Source organism: Rhodothermales bacterium, assembly GCA_017643395.1.
Lineage (GTDB): Bacteria > Bacteroidota > Rhodothermia > Rhodothermales > UBA10348 > JABDJZ01.
Map to the genome: position 1 here is coordinate 872,261 of JAEPNP010000001.1, position 16,556 is coordinate 888,816.

Consider the following 16,556-nt stretch of genomic DNA (forward strand, 5'->3'; position numbering starts at 1 on the left):
CATAACCTCTCTGAGGGGCGGATGTGCTGTGTCTCGGAAGCTCTCTCTATACCACCTAGGTAAATCCTTGAATGCGTAAGAAGAAGCGGGCGGTTCGGACCTACGTCCCAACGGAACGCTGCCCTCAATGTGGGCGAGCGGTCGCGTCCGAATTGCTGGACTCCCACCTCAGGAAGCGCTGTGGGCCATCGAAAGGCGAATTGCAGGAATTTGCCGACACGGGGTCGATCAAAGTCGAAAATGTGAGCCCGCGAAGCACCGGAGATCCAGATAGCTCGGAGATCTGCCCGAAATGCAAGTGCACAATTCACAAATCGAACCTCGACGCGCACCTAAAAAATCGCTGTCCAGCAATTCATGGAAATGGCAAGCGCACCCGTCGGAGGCGGCGGAGAAGGGCTCGGGGCAGCCACTTCAGTTTGAGTCCGGATGGATCGGAAGCAAAAAGACTCGCCACGACCGGAGAGCCGCATGGTCGATGCCCTGACTGTGGACGCGCCATCCCGCTTGGCAAGGCAGCTGTTAGCAGCGATACATAGATGCCCCTAAGTGGGACGCTTGCGGGCGACGGACTTCCCCTCAGACCCTACTGTTTCCACTCAACGAGACTCTGCACTTTTCCAGGGGGCTCGCCGGTCTCAGCAAGACTCAACAAGCGTGAGGAAAGCCGTTCGGATTGCTCCTCAAAACCAAACAACCCGCAAAGCCGCGTCAACAGCTTCCGTTCTTCCTCAACTACCACTCCATCCGCCCAGGCAAGCCGGGCAAAGTCGTACAGACAGGACAGTCGACCCTCCCGGCTCGGCGGAATCTCTGGATCAAACGGGGCCGGGGAGAGCAACAAATCCTCCAGATCGACCTTCGAGATCCCGCGCTCTACTCCGAAACTGACCAGCATCTCCAGCTCTGACGGAGCCACACGAAGATCGGCCAGAGCAATGGCGTAGAGGTGGAAGAAGTGCTGGCGCAAGAAGTCCGGGTACCCGTGCTCCGTCATGTGAGATCTTTTGAGTCTTCGTATGCAAACTGGGAGATCACTCGCTCAGGTGCTTCAACAGGAGCGATTTCGCCTGGCGAGCGAACCCTGCCGACCTCGACAAACGGAAAGCTCAGGCCGTAAGCTACCGACAGTCGATGAAATTCGGGCTGTGGCGGGCCACTGCTCCACCGCAAGTTTGTTGGAGGCAAAATGCCCTGGAACTCAAATGGCGCGATTTCGCGGCCATTCTCATGCCACCAAATTGACAAGGCCCTATTCGCCTTTTGGTACACACTGACTGCCGAGCCACCACCACACACGAAGAACCTGGCCCCAATCGCCCAAGCGGGGGCGTTGGGATACATGTATTTCCGCACATGGTGAAGTACCTGGTGCATCGATCGCTTGGTGAATGCGTGGAACTTCGTGTCAACGCCATCCAAGACCCGGTGGCCCGCCGAGCCGTCCGACAGATATGACGCGACGTCATTTGGCACTTGATGCACGGTGGATCGAAAACCGGGAGTGACAGCCCCTCCACTGGCTTCGATAGCGTCGATTCTCGCACAGTGAAGCCGGTAAGCCCCGAGCTTTTCCACGCTTGTGGACAGAAGGCTATACACGTCGTCCCCTTCCGCATTCTGCTTCAGAATGAACGCGGCGGTGTCCACGGTGGCAGCTCCAACATCGACGATGAAATGTAGTCCCTCTCGCCTTAGCGGTGACTTGGCGTAAGTGGCCACCTGGGCCGCGACTTCTGGCACCACGTTGACTGAGGTGAGGCTGCCAAATGTTGCGTGAGGCAGGCGTGAGACGGCGAGCTCCGCCACCCGCTCAAAACGACAAACGACCTCCGACTCGTCAATCGCGCCCGCGGGAATGCCAACGTTGATCTCCCAGACAATTTCGAATGACTGGTAGGGGTCCCCCCACTGCAACCTCCATTGGTGCTCAACTTCTACAATGGCCAGTCGCAGGTAGGCTGCACAGTACTCCTCCGTCGCCTCAAGCTTCTCACCAAAGCATTGTTCGTCCATCAGATCCAGCTTCACCGCGTCAAGCGGTGCTGAATCTGGTGAGCTCGCACACAACTCCGCGGTACCGTCCGGTGCTCTGAAAAACCGAGAAGGCAGGAAGTAGGTCGGGGCGTCCTCACAACCATCAAACGCCACCACGAATGCAGGGTCCTCCTGCCCGTAGCGGTCTCGCACTACGGCCTTTGTACAGGAGGTTCCCCAGTCCAGTCCCATCGTCAGATACCGCGGCGGCCGAGACGCCAAAAGTCGCGCGACTGCAGGCGGTTCGGGGTCGGTGATTGAGACTGACTCTGGCGCCGAAGGGATTGGCTCAGCGCCCACTGGAGACTGGGTCCCAGAATCTCTGTTGGCGTGGCGAGATACCAGTGAATAGGGATGCTGCTGCTCGGCCGCACGCTCGCCCTGCTCCATATCCCGGTATTCGGGCGGGGAGTTGCGCCGTGACTCGGAGTCTTCCGATGGGGCCGCCGGATGATCAGACAACTTGCCTTCCTTCGCGCGGTCTCTGCCGAGAAGCCGACTCAAAGTGCTCCAGAAGCTCATCGTCCCACCCTCACTATCCCCACGGCAAGATCACGATTGTCGAATGTAGGCTCTGCGCGTTCACTGATCTTCAAGAGCGCCCTGTCATACTGACTTTGAAGCTTGTCGATCTTTTTGCGCGTCGCCGCGACGAGGCCGCGATACCGACCTTTTTGGCTTGCGGGAACCGCTTCCAGACGCTGCATGTGACCATCCAGTGTCTCCGAGAGGCGTTCAAGATTCAACTCGAGATACCGCTGCCAGTTTGCTTTCTGAAACGACGCGAGGTCGGAGTTGCGGCGGCGCAGATCATCAGCCCAGTCTCCGAAGGCAGAGTCGGACGGTAGCTTTAGTCGGCCGAACACCCCCTCCTCAACGGCCGCCAGGTCGACTGTCGACGCGCAATCGACCCAGGGTACACCTCCTAGCGCGGCCGACCGAACCAGCAACTCAGCGACTTCGTCCGGCAGTCGTCGCCCATCCACCCGGCAAGCGCTGTAAGAGAGTTGTCGGTGGTTTCTGAGTCCTGAGGCCACCCAACGCTGAACAAAGAAGAGATAGTCTCCCGGCACAAGGTCCTCAGGACCTTCGGCAAGTCGACAAGCAATCGCCGGGTGCATTCCAACGGGGTTGTCCTCCAATTGAGCTCCGATCATCCGCACAACGGGGTGCAGGTGATTGACGACCTCAACCCCGACCGGGCCGCTAGTGACGGCATTGGTAAAAATGCAATCTACCGGCGCTGGGTCAAAGGCATGAAGCCTCGTTACCTGTCCCGACCTGTCACGCTCGAGGAACTGAGATAGGTCGTGCTTTGCCTTGTCGGACAGCTGAACCAGGTAGCGGTTCTGGGCTCCCGGCTGCGCTTCGACGGAGCCGCCCGGGTAGGATACCCTCAGGTAGCGCAGGACGTATCGCTCTAAGTCAGCGGGAGTTAGCCACTGATGATATTCACGAGCGTCGTGGATCTTTTGAAGAACGTAGTCACCCAGACCCAAAAGATGGCTGGCACGCCCCTCCAACTCTTCTTCCTCCCGCTTCCTGTTCTCGAGCGCAGCCGCGGTTTGATCGATCCGGCTCACCTCCTGTTCGGGAGTCAGCTGGCGTGACAAGAGTTCCTGAGTCATTTGCCGAATCTCGTCCCCCAAGACTGCCTCCAGATCTCCCAAGGCAAAGCGGAATATGTCGAGGCGGTTGTACAGCCTTTGCAGTATCCGCTCGTCGATGGTGTCGGCATACGCTAGATTCCATACGCTGATGGAGGAGGCCTCTTGACCAATGCGATCGATGCGCCCAATTCTCTGCTCGACCTTCATCGGATTCCAGGGAAGGTCGTAGTTCACCAACACGCGCGAAAACTGTAGGTCGACGCCCTCGCTGGCCACCTCGGATGCCAGCAGAATCTGAGGTCCGGCCGGATCCGCAAACGACTGAAGCACCGAATCTTTGTCCGCCAGCCCACCGACAAGGACCACGGGCCGGAGGCCATCGTCGCGCATGCGTTCCGCTAGGTAATACAGGGTCGGCTTGAAGTAAGCAAAGAGGACAATCTTCTCCCCGGGGTTCTCCGATAGGTACTGGCGTAGCTGCCCCCGTAGCCGGCGGTATTTCGAATCGCCTTGCTTCAGAGCTTCGAAGTCCGCCGTCCGTCCGACCCGTTCCATCAGGAAGCTGGTGAGAGGCCCGGGTAGTTCACCGTCGAAGAGGTGCTCTTCGTGGTCGGGGGCTTCGAGGGGTCCAAGACTCGCGGCCTTAGGACTAACGGCGGGAGCCTGCCAGCGTCTGATCGCAGCTGGGATTGAACTGGCTACCTGGCGCTGTGGCATCACAACCAAGAGAGCTTCCGCCTCTGGGAATTTTTGGCAGTACTCCGCCACCGCGATTGTCACCTGATCATAGATCTGCCTTTCGAGCAGAGTCATCTCGACCAGTTCGGACACAGGTTCCCGAATCACCCGCCATTCCGTCACGTCTCGCTTTCGAGTCCGTGTCACAACATTGGACAGCAGGTTCGCTTCTGAGACCCGATAGGCCAAGTCGGTGATGCTTGCCGGCTCAAGGCTCTCTTCTTCGGCCGGTGCCTCTTCCAGAAGGAACTGTATCTGCTGATTCCCCTCGAGCAGGGGGTGGTCGAGGGCGACCCGCAAACAGTGGCGGTAGGTAGGCCAGTCGGGTGGTGGCTTTAGCACGGCGTCGCGGGCGGCGACAAGGGGTGCGTTGGCCTTCAGAACCTCGTCGAAAATGACCTGACTGTTGAATGTCGTCTCATCCAACAAGTGCAGCAGTTGAAACAGGTCTGACGACCCTAGATGTACGGGAGTCGCGGATAGGAATACCTTATGCGCCGAAAGGGCCGACAGCGCTCGCCCCAGCCGGTTTGTCGCCGTCTCCCGATTTCTAAGGTAGTGGGCCTCGTCGACGATCAGGAGATCAAACAGCGAAGCTTCGAATTCCAACTCTGACAAGAGGGCGAATAGCTGCTGGGAGGCTCGGCTGTTTGCACTTGGTCGAAGGCCCTGCATCGAAGCAATGACCGCGAAACTCATGGCCGTGTTGTTGCGGGCCTCCTTGAGCAGTTCGATCATCTGGTGGGCGTTCACCACTCTGGCGTCGACGCCGAATCGATGTTTGAGCTCTCTTCTCCACTTCGTCCGAAGAACCGCAGGGCAGACTACAACGAGCCTGCGGGCGTCAACCCGGCTACGCAGCTCGGTCCAGATCAACCCCGCCTCGATGGTCTTGCCAAGGCCAACCTCGTCCGCAATCAGTAGCGAGTTCGAGGGGCTGTCCAGCAGCTTGAGAACCGGCTTGTACTGGAATGCATGGAATTCCGTGTTCGTGGCCTCCATGCTATAGAGCAAGTCCGTCAGCCCACCGGTAATACGGGTGTGTGCCAGTATTCTGTGCAGATCACCAGGTCCTCCAAGTTTGCCTGCGCCGACAAGGTCGAAGGCATCCTCAATCTCAGCAACCGACTCAACCTGGTCTTCGGGATACCAGCCCAGGCCGTCTGGAAAACGAACCTGGACATACCTGATTGGGCCGCCGCGGCGATCCTTTCCTGTGAGGGCGCCTACCCGTCCAGGATCATTGACCAGTCTTACAGGGGATGTGCTCGTCATATCGACTCTGACAACGAGTGTCCACGCTAACGACGATTATTCGTGGGTGCAAGGCGCGCCTAGAATCAGTGTGGGTGTGTGCGATGCAGGTTCACACCCCGCTCGATACCCGCGTCGTTCCACGCCTCGCCGCGTCTGAGCTTCGGGCCCGCACTCTCTGGTAGACTAGCCTGGGGCCTCAGAGAGCTGGTGGATTGAGGAAAACCTTTAGCTCTCCCGTTGGCACCGATTCGAGAAAGGAAGTCACTGACTCGCCCCTCTGCTCAGCCAACCGACTCAATAGCCAACTCTTCCGGCCGCCTTCGGTCGACATGACGCCCTTTTCGAGCGGGTCGAGAGCCGAGACGATGGCGGGCAGATCTGCCCCTGCGGGGAGTCCAAGCAATTGCATCGCCAGTTCACGGCCGGGAAGGTCTGGGTCGTGATTTGCAGCCAAGAGCATGAGTGTCCCGAGATGCTCGGGAAGTCCCTCGCAGCGCCCATAGGCGGCTCCACCGACTGCGAAGCCCGAGAGGAACGCTGCCTCCGATGCCAAGAACCCGGCCAGGGTGCGAGGGTCAGATCCATCGATTGTCCGAACGACGTCCCCCAGGACTTCATTCCATGTCCGAGCTACGATCGACGCTCCTGACCGGCCGGCTTTGACCTGCATCGACCAAGTCGGGACTCCGCCTTCGAAGTAGATCGAAACGTTCCAATCCTCTGCCGGCCGTCCACTACTCATCGCTGCCTCGATCGACACGAGAACCACGGGATGATTGCCCCCGTCGCTCAAACCCGCCAGAAACTGTTGCCCTACTAGGATTCGAACCTAGAACCTCCTGATCCAGAGGAATGCGGTTCAAAACAAATCGTCTCTAACAATATGGGAGAGAATGACTTGTGGAGCATAGGATCGAATAGCGCGAGACCCAAGTCAGAAGCCAAGTCAAGTCGTACCTTGATATCCCAACAGTTCGGACTTGGTGATGTCATCAGTGTACCAAGACAATCGTGATGGACGATGGATCTATCAGATCTATGTCTTTGACCCAAACACAGGACAAAAGGAACGACATCAATACTCTCTCCACCTGAAGACTTCTATTCCACCTACTCGTCGAGAGAAGCAAAAGGTCGAGAACCTCAAAAGGGATCAAGACAAACTGTGGAGAGAGAGAATTCGCAAACGTGGTACCGTAACCACGCGACTCTCAAACAAGGTTGACGAATACCTTGAACTGCGCGACCGAAGAGTCAAGAACATGGAGTTGTCACAAAGGACCGTCGAAGCGGACAGAATGGTGTTGTTCACGTTCCGACGAGAGATGACTGAGAGATTCGGTCGTTTACAGTTGAAGAAGGTGACCGAAGATCACATCCGTGATCACATCACAAAGGGAAGAACGATCGGTTTTACCGACAAGGGTTGTCTGAGTGAACCAAGTCTATCCCTTCATCTCCGTCATCTCAGAACCTTCTTCAATCACTTCAAGGGAAACGGAGAACTGACGTCTAACCCAATCGACGGTATCAAATTCGACTCCCCAAGGAGAAATCTCGATGTCCTTAGGAGAGATACCCCAACAGGATCGGATTGGGATACTCTTTTTGATCACGTCAAGACCAAGGTTCTCCCACAGACAGAAAGACCACCGACCTATCTCATTCACTGTCTAATGAGGACAGGTTGTCGAGTTGGAGAACTCATCGATTTGAAATGGAATCCGACCGAACCCTACGAGACTCTTGATGGAGGTAACAAACCGTCGTACTCGTATTTGACGCCCTCAATGGATAAGATGGTCATCTACTCGAAGAGGGTACTAAGGTCGATTGATGTCAGTCATTTGACGGACGATGTTTTCAAACAACTGAAAACACGATTCCCGCAAAACAAGACCTATGTCTTTGGAAATCCGAATTCGGTTAAAAACAGGAGGATGGACAAGGACAGTGGTCTACCCTACTACCGGTCGAACATCAGAAGACAATTCAAGGTCTTTCTGAAGGAGTGTGGTCTACCACCCTACCCACTTCATTCGTTGAGACGTGGGTTCATTACTCGGCAAGTGGACAACACTCAGAATATTGTTCAGATCGGCGAGTATGTGGGTCATACCAGCACATACATGACTGAACACTACACCCGAACCGACGAGCAACTTCAACGAGTCCTTGTTCAGGGATTCTAGGTCACCGAGATGGTCGACCAGCCTTGATTAATCACGAGGAACGAAACCCGTTCTCCGAAAGGTATTCCTCGTACATCATGCCCATGAGAGTCCGCTTCATTTCTGGATTCCCATCTAGAAGCTTGTAGAAGGTCAGCCGCTCGTTCACGAAGTCGAGCAGCACGGAGTTACTCTCGTCCATGAACTTCTTTCGTTTGTTTATGGGCGAGTTGTCTCCGCGATGCACCTGCTCAATGGCAGGGCTCTGAAAGACCTTGAGCCTGAATTCCTCAAGTGTGACACGATCCTCGTCTTCGAAATCGATCCCATATGCGTCATTGACTCGTTGGACAATCGCTGACAGGAAGTCCTTCTCATCCTCTGATGAGAGCGAACTACCGAGCGAAACGGACTGAAGCGGCGGATCCGGTCCAGAAACCGACAAGGACCCCTCAAACTGCTTTTCCATTCTGAAGAAGTCCAAGTCCACGGACTGAAGCAACGAGTCGATGCCCTCTCTCTGCGCTCGAGGCAGTTTCTTTAGAATTGCCCGCAAGAACACGTAGAGCTTCTCCCAATCAGTCTCAAAGAAGTCCGCGATCTGTGAGACGTACCCGTAAAGACGGACGAAGGAGGAGCAATCCGATCGGAAGCGCTCTCGCTCCTCTTGGTGAGGAAGGTCCCTCCATCTGTCAACCACACGGTCGACTATGGGAAGGAATTGCTCATCTCTCGTGCTCGCATCCAAGAAGATGCGACAGAACTCGTCTCGCTCTCTGGCTGTGAATATGCGGTACCCCTCGATATCGGCTTGCAACGCGTATAGCCGATTGGGGTCGGTTGTCTCCTCGAGGATTGTCTCTCCGAAGTACGGTTCGAAGGACTCGAGTATGTCTGCCGATTCATTGACGAAATCGATAACACACGTGTCATTCTTACTTGGGCTCGTGCGGTTTAGCCGCGACAGTGTCTGCACGCATTGTAGCCCCCGCAGACGCTTGTCGACGTACATCGTGTGTAGCAAAGGTTCGTCAAAGCCCGTTTGAAACTTGTTCGCCACTATCAAGACCCTGTACTCAGGTCTCTTCAGCGCTTCGGGAATAGAGGACACGTCTGGATTCATGCCAGCCTCCGTGTACTCAATTCCATCTACTTGCACAGCGCCACTGAAGCCTACGAGGCATTTGAACGGTAGCCCCGACTCAAGTAGCTGCCGATCCATCTCCTGCTTGTACCTAACGCACATTAGCCTTGAAGAGACGACGACCATCGCTTTGCCCTTCCCAGCAATCTTTTTCCGCGTATGGTGTGCGAAGTGATCGAGGATGATTTGGACTTTCTCGCGGATGCTGTGTTCATGAAGGTCGACCCAACCGACAAGCTCACGCGAGGATGTGCGTTGAGGGAATGTCGGGTCGTCGCGCAGCCTTTTGGACAGTTCGAAGTGCCTCTTGTAGGTCGTGTAGTTGCGAAGCACATCTAGTGTGAAACCCTCAGCGATTGACTGTCGCATTGAGTAGGTGTGGAAAGCACGGGGAAGACCTCTAGAGTCCTTTCGACCAAAGATTTCGAGGGTCTTCGCCTTGGGAGTCCCCGTGAACCCAAAAAAGCTCACGTTGGACTGACGCCCGCGATTCTTCATCTCGGCAAGAATGCGACCATCCAAGTCCCCAACGTCTTGGTCTTCGTCCACCACATCCGTAGATAGGGCCTTATTGAGGTGGCGCCTGTTCTCTCCACTTTGAGAGGAATGGACCTCGTCGACGATCACTGCGAACCGATGCCCCTTAAGTGCCGAGATGGACTGGGAGATGTATGGGTACTTCTGGATAGTCGAGACAACTATCGGCTTGCCCTGCTCCAAGTATTCCTTTAGCTGTTGCGACCCCTTCTCGACACCATACACTACTCCGCCGGTCCGCTCCAGCTGCCTTATCGTCGCCTGTAGTTGACGGTCAAGAACCCTCCTGTCGGTCACCACAATCACTGAGTCGAACAGCCGACCCGTTTCCCGCTCTGAGCGGTGGAGGGAGGTCAGCATGTGCGCCAACCACCCGATCGAGTAAGACTTTCCAGATCCTGTCGTGTGCTGAATCAGGAAGTCAGTTCCGACACCCTCGGCAATCAAGGCTGTCCGAATAGACCGAATGACGTCCAGTTGGTGGTATCTAGGAAATACTAGCTTCTCCTCTATTCGGTCGACAAACCCGCCGCTGGTCTTATCGAAAACCCGCTCCCGCCTTGTTGAGACATGAACGAAGTTCTCGACGATGTCCAGCAGCGACCTTGGAGCTAGGACTTCCTGCCACAGGTAATGTGTTCGTGGACCAAGGGGGTTGACAGGGTTCTCAATTCCCTTGTTAAACGGCAGGAACTGCGTGTCCTCTCCACTCAGCCGAGTCGTCATCGAGACTTGATCTGTGTCGACGCAGAAGTGAACTAGGCAGCGCTTGAACTGGAGAAGCGGCTCACCTTTCGGGTTTCTGTCCAGCCGATACTGACGCTCGGCATCCCTAACCGATTGCCCGCTCAGCTCGTTCTTCAACTCCAAAGTCGCTATAGGCAGACCGTTGACGAATAAGACTACATCTAGGGAGTTCTGAGACCGTGAGGAATAGTGGAGTTGACGAACCAAGGAGAACCGGTTCCGCTCGAAAAGGGCGTGGTGCCGAGGATTCAGTCCACTTTTGGGTTCGAAGTATAGAAGGCTGAAGTGGAGCCCTCGGTGCTTGATATCTCCACGGAGCACCTCGATTAACCCGCGCCTTCCAACCTCATCTGACACCAACCGCGAAAAGCGAGCTTCCGTCTCGGCGCCGTACGTCTCCTTCAGCTTCGCCCACTTCTTCGGCTGCGTTTCCTCGACGAATTGCACAAGCTCCGCCGTAATCAGGCACGTCTGCCGATCGTACGTTGAGTAGTGCAAAGACCGAAAACCTCGGCTCCTTAGGTCACTCTCAATTGCAGACTCGAAGTCTATTTCTTTCATATGCGTATGCCGGCCCCATCCTGCCAGTGGAGTAAGAAGTGGTTCGGCAAGTGCCTCGGTTCTCTTCGAATATGCAAATGCAGAAACATAGTGCGCCACAGCTTGCACTCTTCAGTTCGATGAACGCGCCAGAGACACCGCGCGACGTGGTTCTAGCGCTTGACAACCTGCCAGCGACAGACCGAATAGAGCGCCTACTTAGCGAAGTAGTGGCGCCGACAATCGAGAAGATGAACTCTGTCACGCTGCGCAGGAGTTGTCGTCAGTTTGACGATCAGCTCTTCCCTGTTAACCAACGCAACTTGACGGACGTGCGCACAAGAGTAGGAACGCTCTTGGAGTACGAGTTCGCCTACGCAGCCACGATCGTCCTCGAAGAAGCCGGAGTTGCCGACGTCACCTGTACTCTCGTCGTTGCAAACCGGTATCCGGATCTCGCCTTTCGCAGTGACGACGGGGAGCTCGGCGTTCGAATAGAGGTCAAAACAGTTGAGGTAGTCGCGGAAGAACGCGCTGCGAATTTTGATACGGCGCTCAAGGACATTCGAAAAGGCTGCGATGTGGTGCTCATCATGACTTGGCGCTGGAGCCGAGATGAAGAGGTGCCAAACGCACGCTTTCCAGAAGTAGTAGACTGGTTTGTTTTCGACGCCTATGCTTTGGCCCAATTCCGTGATTGCGCTTGGCTAAACTCTCCACCTGCTTCCGCATCGCATGCGCAAGGGCGGCTACAAGGCCTCGACTACCGAACAGCCATTCACGTTACCGCGACGGGATACAAATACGAAGAAGGCAACCTAGGTAAAGTGTCTCGCTTCCTTACTGGTAAGGACAGCTGGATACCAGAACGGGTGCGTGAAACTGGGGTCGAGGAGACCTACGATCGATTCCTCACGTCTTGCCTAAGCACAGGCGCCGAGTCGCTACTGATGGCTTTTGACGGATTCACTGTCACGCGCCTTTCGGCAGCCGGTCAGCTGCCAGCTACCTTCAAGGCCAGTTCTCCCGAAGTCTCAGCCATTGTGCGGGTCGACAGCCAGTTCAAGAACAATGCCGGACTACGGCGGAATCTGGTTGCAGCAGCAGTAGAGCACAGCTGTGATTACATCATCCTACTCAACCGCTCATACGCGTGGAGAGCTTGGGAGACAGAAGAACTTCGACAGGGCCGGCGACAGTACGTTGATGAGGGCAGAAAACCCCACCAGCTGTTGTCCCTGCTATCGCAGCCTAGTCGGTCCGTAGATTGAATTCCTGACAGCGCCGCCACATGCTTTCGGAGTACGCCTGACCCGACACGTGGCGAATGAATGCCAAGAGCGCTTTCAGGTTAGCGACTCGTCCAATCACATCCTCCTGAATGTCGTAGAGTTCGATGTCGGTGTCGCCCTTGCGGAAATGAAAGAAATGGCCACCCCGTTCGGCATGTCCGACTTCGGACCGCACGCACAGAGAGACTCCTCGCCGCAGCGGAGTTGTAGCGCGAGAAGGCCGTCGAGTACGAAGTCGTTGCCGACCTAACCTGCTTGTCTTGCTTCTGTGTGGGGTACTCCCTCGCCAGCCAAGCAGACCGTTCTTGCGAACAGACGTCCGAGGCCCCTTGCGTCGGGAATAGCGACGCAACCGTGCTGAGGACTTTGGTCGATCAAGTGCCCTGAGATCGTGAAGGGTCACCTCACCGTCCATGATCTTCAGAGGCGGGAACGGTAGTGTGAGCTTGGCCACGAAGTGCGAAAAGACGTGACCGTGAGACTAGCGATTTCGCTAGCCAACGTCCAGTCAGATCTCCTCGCTCGCGGCCTTGAAGACCATCTCGGCTATGAGCTTGCGGCGAAGCGCGCGAACCTCTGCTAACCTGCGTTCCTCATTCGTCCGAATTCGCCCAAGCTCGTCGTCGATCTCGGAGAGGGTATGCGCTACCCTCTCCTGAGTCCCTCGGTCTGGCAAACACACCGGCGTCGACATCACGACTGACGGATCTGTACGCGGCTGCTTGACCCCAGTCGAAAGAGTCGACAGCTGATCGACTGTGTCCGGATGGGAGAGTGTATAGTACAGGTATCTCGGTACAATCTGTTCTGGCCGAATAACCAGCATCTCACCCATTGAATAGCCGTTCCAGTCACAGTACACGACCTTGGCAAGGTAGGTTCGAAGCTTGTTGAAGAGCGTGTCGGAAGTCCTGAAGGGCACACCGCTGCCCGTGTAGGCGCTCTCAAGTGACCTGACTACTCCTGTGCCCGACTCGACATTCTCAGGGCTGATTTTCACAGATCCATTGAGTGCCTCGGCCTTGTCGCGGATTAGACGGGCCACACTCCATAGCGGCACAAACTCGGTTGTCGTGGCTGCACTGCCGGACTGTACCCAAGGGATATGCGCCCTAATTGCGTCCTGCCGAAGCTTGATTCTGTCGCGCGACGATCGAACTAGCGATCGCTCGATCTTATCGATCGCTTGTAGCCTCTCAGCCAGCTCGTCGACTAACTCGCGCTGTCTATTGAGAGGAGGCACCGGAATACGAGAATCGAGGATCGTAGCCGGATCCGTCCGCGGCTGTTTCACACCAGAAGACAAGCTGCTCAGGTGTGAAACGTGACCATCACACAGCATAGTGTAATAGAAGAAGGTGGAATCAACCCTTTCAGGCCGCAAGACGATCATTTCGCCCATTGAGACGCCGTCGCGCGGGGCATGCACAACCTTGCATAGGTAGGTCCGGAGCTTATTGAAGAGTACATCACCGGCCTGAAAGGCCCACCCTTCGCCTTCATACTTTGACGTATCCGATAGCAACCGACCGGTGAAGGGCTCGACATTCTCAGGACTCACAGCGAGGTCGGAAGCCGCTTTGGTCCGCTTGTCTCGAACCAGTCTCGCGACTGACCAAATTGGAACAAGCGAGTCGCTACGTTCGCTGTCGAGTAGCTCGGCCCAAGTATGAATGGTGCTCATGCGTCCGATAGTCCCTTGAGTAGTGATCGAAGAGACGAGACACTGTCGTCGATTTCGTCGCAGAGTTCGTTCAGTGAGCTAGTAATCGCCCCCGACTCGCGCGATTCGTAGTCGGGCGGAAAGTGCTCTCCAAAGTGAACCTGATAGCCGAGTCGCTTCCGGCCACGATCCAGTACCCACCCGTCGCGAAAATGGCTGAATACTTCGCTGTTTAGGTACTCCTCCTCGTCTACCGCCAGCGGAACGGAGATCGAAAACTTGTCTTTGGCGCCCCCCTCCACCGGTCGTGAGACCGTGTACTCAGCGAAGCCGAATCCATCACACGGAACCAGCTTTGAGATCTCGGACTCCTCCTGCGACTCATAGGCCGACTGGATCCGTGAGATGTGATCGCCCTCCAACCGGCGCCGCTTGTTTCCGAGCGATCTCTGCAGAGGCGAAAACAAGCCGGATGCATCGATGAGCTGTACCAACCCTTTCCTCCGGTCCTCCTTCCGAGTTGATATGATCCAGAGGTACGTCGTAATGCCGGTGTTGAAGAAGAGCTGATCTGGCAGGCGCACAACTCCTTCAAGCCAGTCATTCTCGATAATCCACCGCCTGATTTCCGACTCACCACTACTCGGCTTGCCGGATACGAGAGGTGCCTCATTAAAGACGATCCCAATTCGACTTCCACGATCTGGGTCAACCTTCGAGATCATGTGCTGTAGGAAGAGCAGCTGTCCGTCCGACGATCGTGGGGTGCCAGCCGAGAATCGTCCGAGCGAACTTGCTGCTTCCTCCTCCACGAAATCCTTCTCGGACTTCCAACTCACTCCATACGGCGGGTTGGTAATCATGTAATCGAAACGCTCCCCAACAAACCGGTCCTCCGACAGAGATGACCCAAGACGGATATTGTCGGGATCGTCGTCTGTCACCAGCATGTCCGATTTGCAGATTGAGTACGTCTGGGGATTGAGCTCTTGCCCAAGCAATCTGAGCTCCACGTCAGGGTTCACTTCATCGTGAACCCATTCCTTCGAAATTGAGAGCATACCTCCCGTGCCGCAGCATGGATCGTAGACCGATCGCACCAGCCCCTGACTCTCCAGCCGCTCGCGATCCTCGTTAAAGATGAGAGAGACGAGAAGCCGCACTACGTCCCGAGGCGTGTAGTGCTCGCCGCTTGTTTCATTGGACATTTCGGAGAAGCGGCGAAGCAGCTCTTCAAAGATTTGGCCCATCGTGTGGTTTGACACGCGGCTGGGGTGAAGATCTATCTCCGTAAACTTCTCGATGAACAGGAAGAGCCGGTTGTTCTTATGCAGCTTCTGCAGCGGACGGGCCAGCCCAAAGTTCTCTACGATCTCCCGCACATTGTGCGAATAGCCGTCGAGATACTGCTCTAGGTTGATCCGAATGTTGTTGGGGTCGCCCGTTAGCCGCTTCAGGTCATAGCGGGAGCGATTGAAGAACGTGGTCCCAACTTGGTTGAGAATGATCGGGGCCGGATCATCCACTTTCGTGGCCCACTCCTCGAATAGCGAGACCACCTCGTCCTTTTGGGATTCGAGAACACAATCAAGCCTGCGCAGAACGACGAATGGGAGAATTACATCTCCGTATTCGTGTTGCTTAAAAAGGCCGCGCAGGACATCGTCGCACACGTTCCAGATAAACGAGGAAATGGAAGAGAAGTCAGACATATGTGCAGCTATGGTGTACCCAACTAGAGTAAGGCTTTCTGCCATCGGCTTCCACAGCAACTCTAGAGGTCAAAATCCAGTCGGGACATGGCAGCGGGTCTGCCGGCGATTCTTGACAGCCGGTGCCGTTCGATTACGAGAAAAGGGTGGGGGGGACTACCGCCGCTTCCTTGCCTTTTCGTCCCCCCAGACTTGAGTCCTCCTGAACATCATTCTCTTGTAGTTCTGAAGGAGATCAATCAAAACGTCGACCATCTCCAGTCTTTCCTTCAGTGGCTTGCGATCGTTTAGGACCGAGTCCGTAATGGTCTGAATCGTCAGTTTCATCACTTTCATGGTTCTCTCCTTCCGACAGGAAACCAACGTCATGGTGAGGACACGTCAGACCTTTCGAGAATTGACTCGATCACTCACTATGGGCTGACTTCACCCACGTCTGTCAGCTCATCTATTCTGATACACTAAATCGAATACACCACTCTCACGGAGGTAGTCCTTCACATCTGATTTTCGGTAGTAGTTGACCCCTTTCCATTTGACGGGTGTCAGTATCCCCTTCGACTTCAGTCGTGTGATTGTAGAAGGTGATGAACCGAGACATTGAACTGTCTCCTTCGTGGTCATTGTGAGTGGTTCTGATTCAAGAATCTCTGTATTGATGTTTTCGATCATTGGTATCTCGTCGTTAGTGGTTTAGTCCTCCCTTATAAGTAGGTCGTAGTCGGTCACATTCGGTTGTCCGATCCATTTGGACAGGTAGATTGAAACCCCTTCGTTGTCCTTAACAGGTTCATCCCACACGTCAAGACCTTTCAGTTTCAGGAGGGTCTTGGTTGTGGTCGATTGTTTAGGAGAACTCGTCAGAATGTGAGTATGGAAGTTGTTGTGATCGTTGGATCGTTCGGTGACGAAGAAGAGACGATCCAAGGTCTTGTCAGTATCGAAAATCGATTCCGTGATCGTCCTCAGGATTCGTTTTGAGGAGAAGGGACGTTTCCGAATGGTGAGGAACTGATCCCACTTCATTGATCCAATCCAACTACCATATTCTTTGGTGATACTGTTCATTGTAATCATCTGTATATATTAGTTTTAGGTTAAGTGCTGA

At 55.2% G+C, this 16,556-nt stretch carries 12 protein-coding genes; 2 read left to right on the forward strand and 10 right to left on the reverse strand.

All coding sequences use genetic code 11. The annotated features are described in order from the left end of the window. Positions 1–586: 586 nt before the first annotated feature. From JJ896_03395 to JJ896_03410, 4 genes are all read right to left on the reverse strand, one after another. Positions 587–997, reverse strand: a complete 411-nt coding sequence (locus JJ896_03395) for a TerB family tellurite resistance protein (GenBank protein MBO6778679.1) — start codon at positions 995–997, stop codon at positions 587–589. Beyond that, a complete protein-coding gene (locus tag JJ896_03400; protein MBO6778680.1) occupies positions 994–2,031 on the reverse strand; it encodes a hypothetical protein in 1,038 nt (345 codons plus the stop codon). Before JJ896_03400 ends, JJ896_03395 begins: the two co-directional genes overlap by 4 nt. 524 nt (positions 2,032–2,555) lie before the next feature. Next, positions 2,556–5,660, reverse strand: a complete 3,105-nt coding sequence (locus tag JJ896_03405; protein MBO6778681.1) for a DEAD/DEAH box helicase family protein — start codon at positions 5,658–5,660, stop codon at positions 2,556–2,558. Positions 5,661–5,838: 178 nt separating this feature from the next. Next, positions 5,839–6,384 carry a hypothetical protein gene (locus JJ896_03410; GenBank protein MBO6778682.1) on the reverse strand — a complete coding sequence of 182 codons (546 nt, stop codon included), beginning with the start codon at positions 6,382–6,384 and terminating at the stop codon, positions 5,839–5,841. 619 nt (positions 6,385–7,003) lie between these two features. Between JJ896_03410 and JJ896_03415 the strand changes: the two genes are divergently transcribed. Then, a complete protein-coding gene (locus tag JJ896_03415; protein MBO6778683.1) occupies positions 7,004–7,834 on the forward strand; it encodes a site-specific integrase in 831 nt (276 codons plus the stop codon). Positions 7,835–7,865: 31 nt separating this feature from the next. Here the strand turns inward: JJ896_03415 and JJ896_03420 are convergent, their stop codons facing one another. Then, entirely contained in the window at positions 7,866–10,802 is a 2,937-nt protein-coding gene (locus tag JJ896_03420; protein MBO6778684.1) for a type I restriction endonuclease subunit R, read from the reverse strand. 230 nt (positions 10,803–11,032) lie between these two features. Here JJ896_03420 and JJ896_03425 point away from each other — a divergent pair, with 230 nt between their 5' ends. Continuing rightward, the gene (locus JJ896_03425) at positions 11,033–12,052 is read left to right on the forward strand and encodes a hypothetical protein (GenBank protein ID MBO6778685.1); all 1,020 of its coding nucleotides are present in this window, start codon (positions 11,033–11,035) and stop codon (positions 12,050–12,052) included. Here the strand turns inward: JJ896_03425 and JJ896_03430 are convergent. The 5 genes from JJ896_03430 to JJ896_03450 all read right to left on the reverse strand — a co-directional run bounded on the left by JJ896_03430 (position 12,033) and on the right by JJ896_03450 (position 16,516). Continuing rightward, entirely contained in the window at positions 12,033–12,248 is a 216-nt protein-coding gene (locus JJ896_03430; protein ID MBO6778686.1) for a hypothetical protein, read from the reverse strand. The two genes, JJ896_03425 and JJ896_03430, sit on opposite strands and share 20 nt — an antisense overlap. Before the next feature lie 333 nt (positions 12,249–12,581). Further along, entirely contained in the window at positions 12,582–13,757 is a 1,176-nt protein-coding gene (locus JJ896_03435) for a hypothetical protein (GenBank protein ID MBO6778687.1), read from the reverse strand. Beyond that, on the reverse strand, positions 13,754–15,448 hold the full coding sequence (locus JJ896_03440; protein MBO6778688.1) for an SAM-dependent DNA methyltransferase: 1,695 nt from the start codon (positions 15,446–15,448) through the stop codon (positions 13,754–13,756). Before JJ896_03440 ends, JJ896_03435 begins: the two co-directional genes overlap by 4 nt. A gap of 444 nt (positions 15,449–15,892) precedes the next feature. Further along, positions 15,893–16,120 carry a helix-turn-helix domain-containing protein gene (locus JJ896_03445; GenBank protein ID MBO6778689.1) on the reverse strand — a complete coding sequence of 76 codons (228 nt, stop codon included), beginning with the start codon at positions 16,118–16,120 and terminating at the stop codon, positions 15,893–15,895. A 21-nt stretch (positions 16,121–16,141) separates the two neighbouring features. Next, complete coding sequence (locus tag JJ896_03450) at positions 16,142–16,516, reverse strand: hypothetical protein (GenBank protein MBO6778690.1); 375 nt, start codon at positions 16,514–16,516, stop codon at positions 16,142–16,144. Positions 16,517–16,556: the final 40 nt, after the last annotated feature.

Coding starts and splice junctions, on each gene's coding strand:
- JJ896_03435 (MBO6778687.1), bottom strand. CDS start 13,757: ATGAGCACCATTCATACTTGGGCCGAGCTACTCGACAGCGAACGTAGC.
- JJ896_03420 (MBO6778684.1), bottom strand. CDS start 10,802: ATGAAAGAAATAGACTTCGAGTCTGCAATTGAGAGTGACCTAAGGAGC.
- JJ896_03395 (MBO6778679.1), bottom strand. CDS start 997: ATGACGGAGCACGGGTACCCGGACTTCTTGCGCCAGCACTTCTTCCAC.
- JJ896_03425 (MBO6778685.1), top strand. CDS start 11,033: ATGAACTCTGTCACGCTGCGCAGGAGTTGTCGTCAGTTTGACGATCAG.
- JJ896_03405 (MBO6778681.1), bottom strand. CDS start 5,660: ATGACGAGCACATCCCCTGTAAGACTGGTCAATGATCCTGGACGGGTA.
- JJ896_03445 (MBO6778689.1), bottom strand. CDS start 16,120: ATGATCGAAAACATCAATACAGAGATTCTTGAATCAGAACCACTCACA.
- JJ896_03410 (MBO6778682.1), bottom strand. CDS start 6,384: ATGAGTAGTGGACGGCCGGCAGAGGATTGGAACGTTTCGATCTACTTC.
- JJ896_03440 (MBO6778688.1), bottom strand. CDS start 15,448: ATGTCTGACTTCTCTTCCATTTCCTCGTTTATCTGGAACGTGTGCGAC.
- JJ896_03450 (MBO6778690.1), bottom strand. CDS start 16,516: ATGAACAGTATCACCAAAGAATATGGTAGTTGGATTGGATCAATGAAG.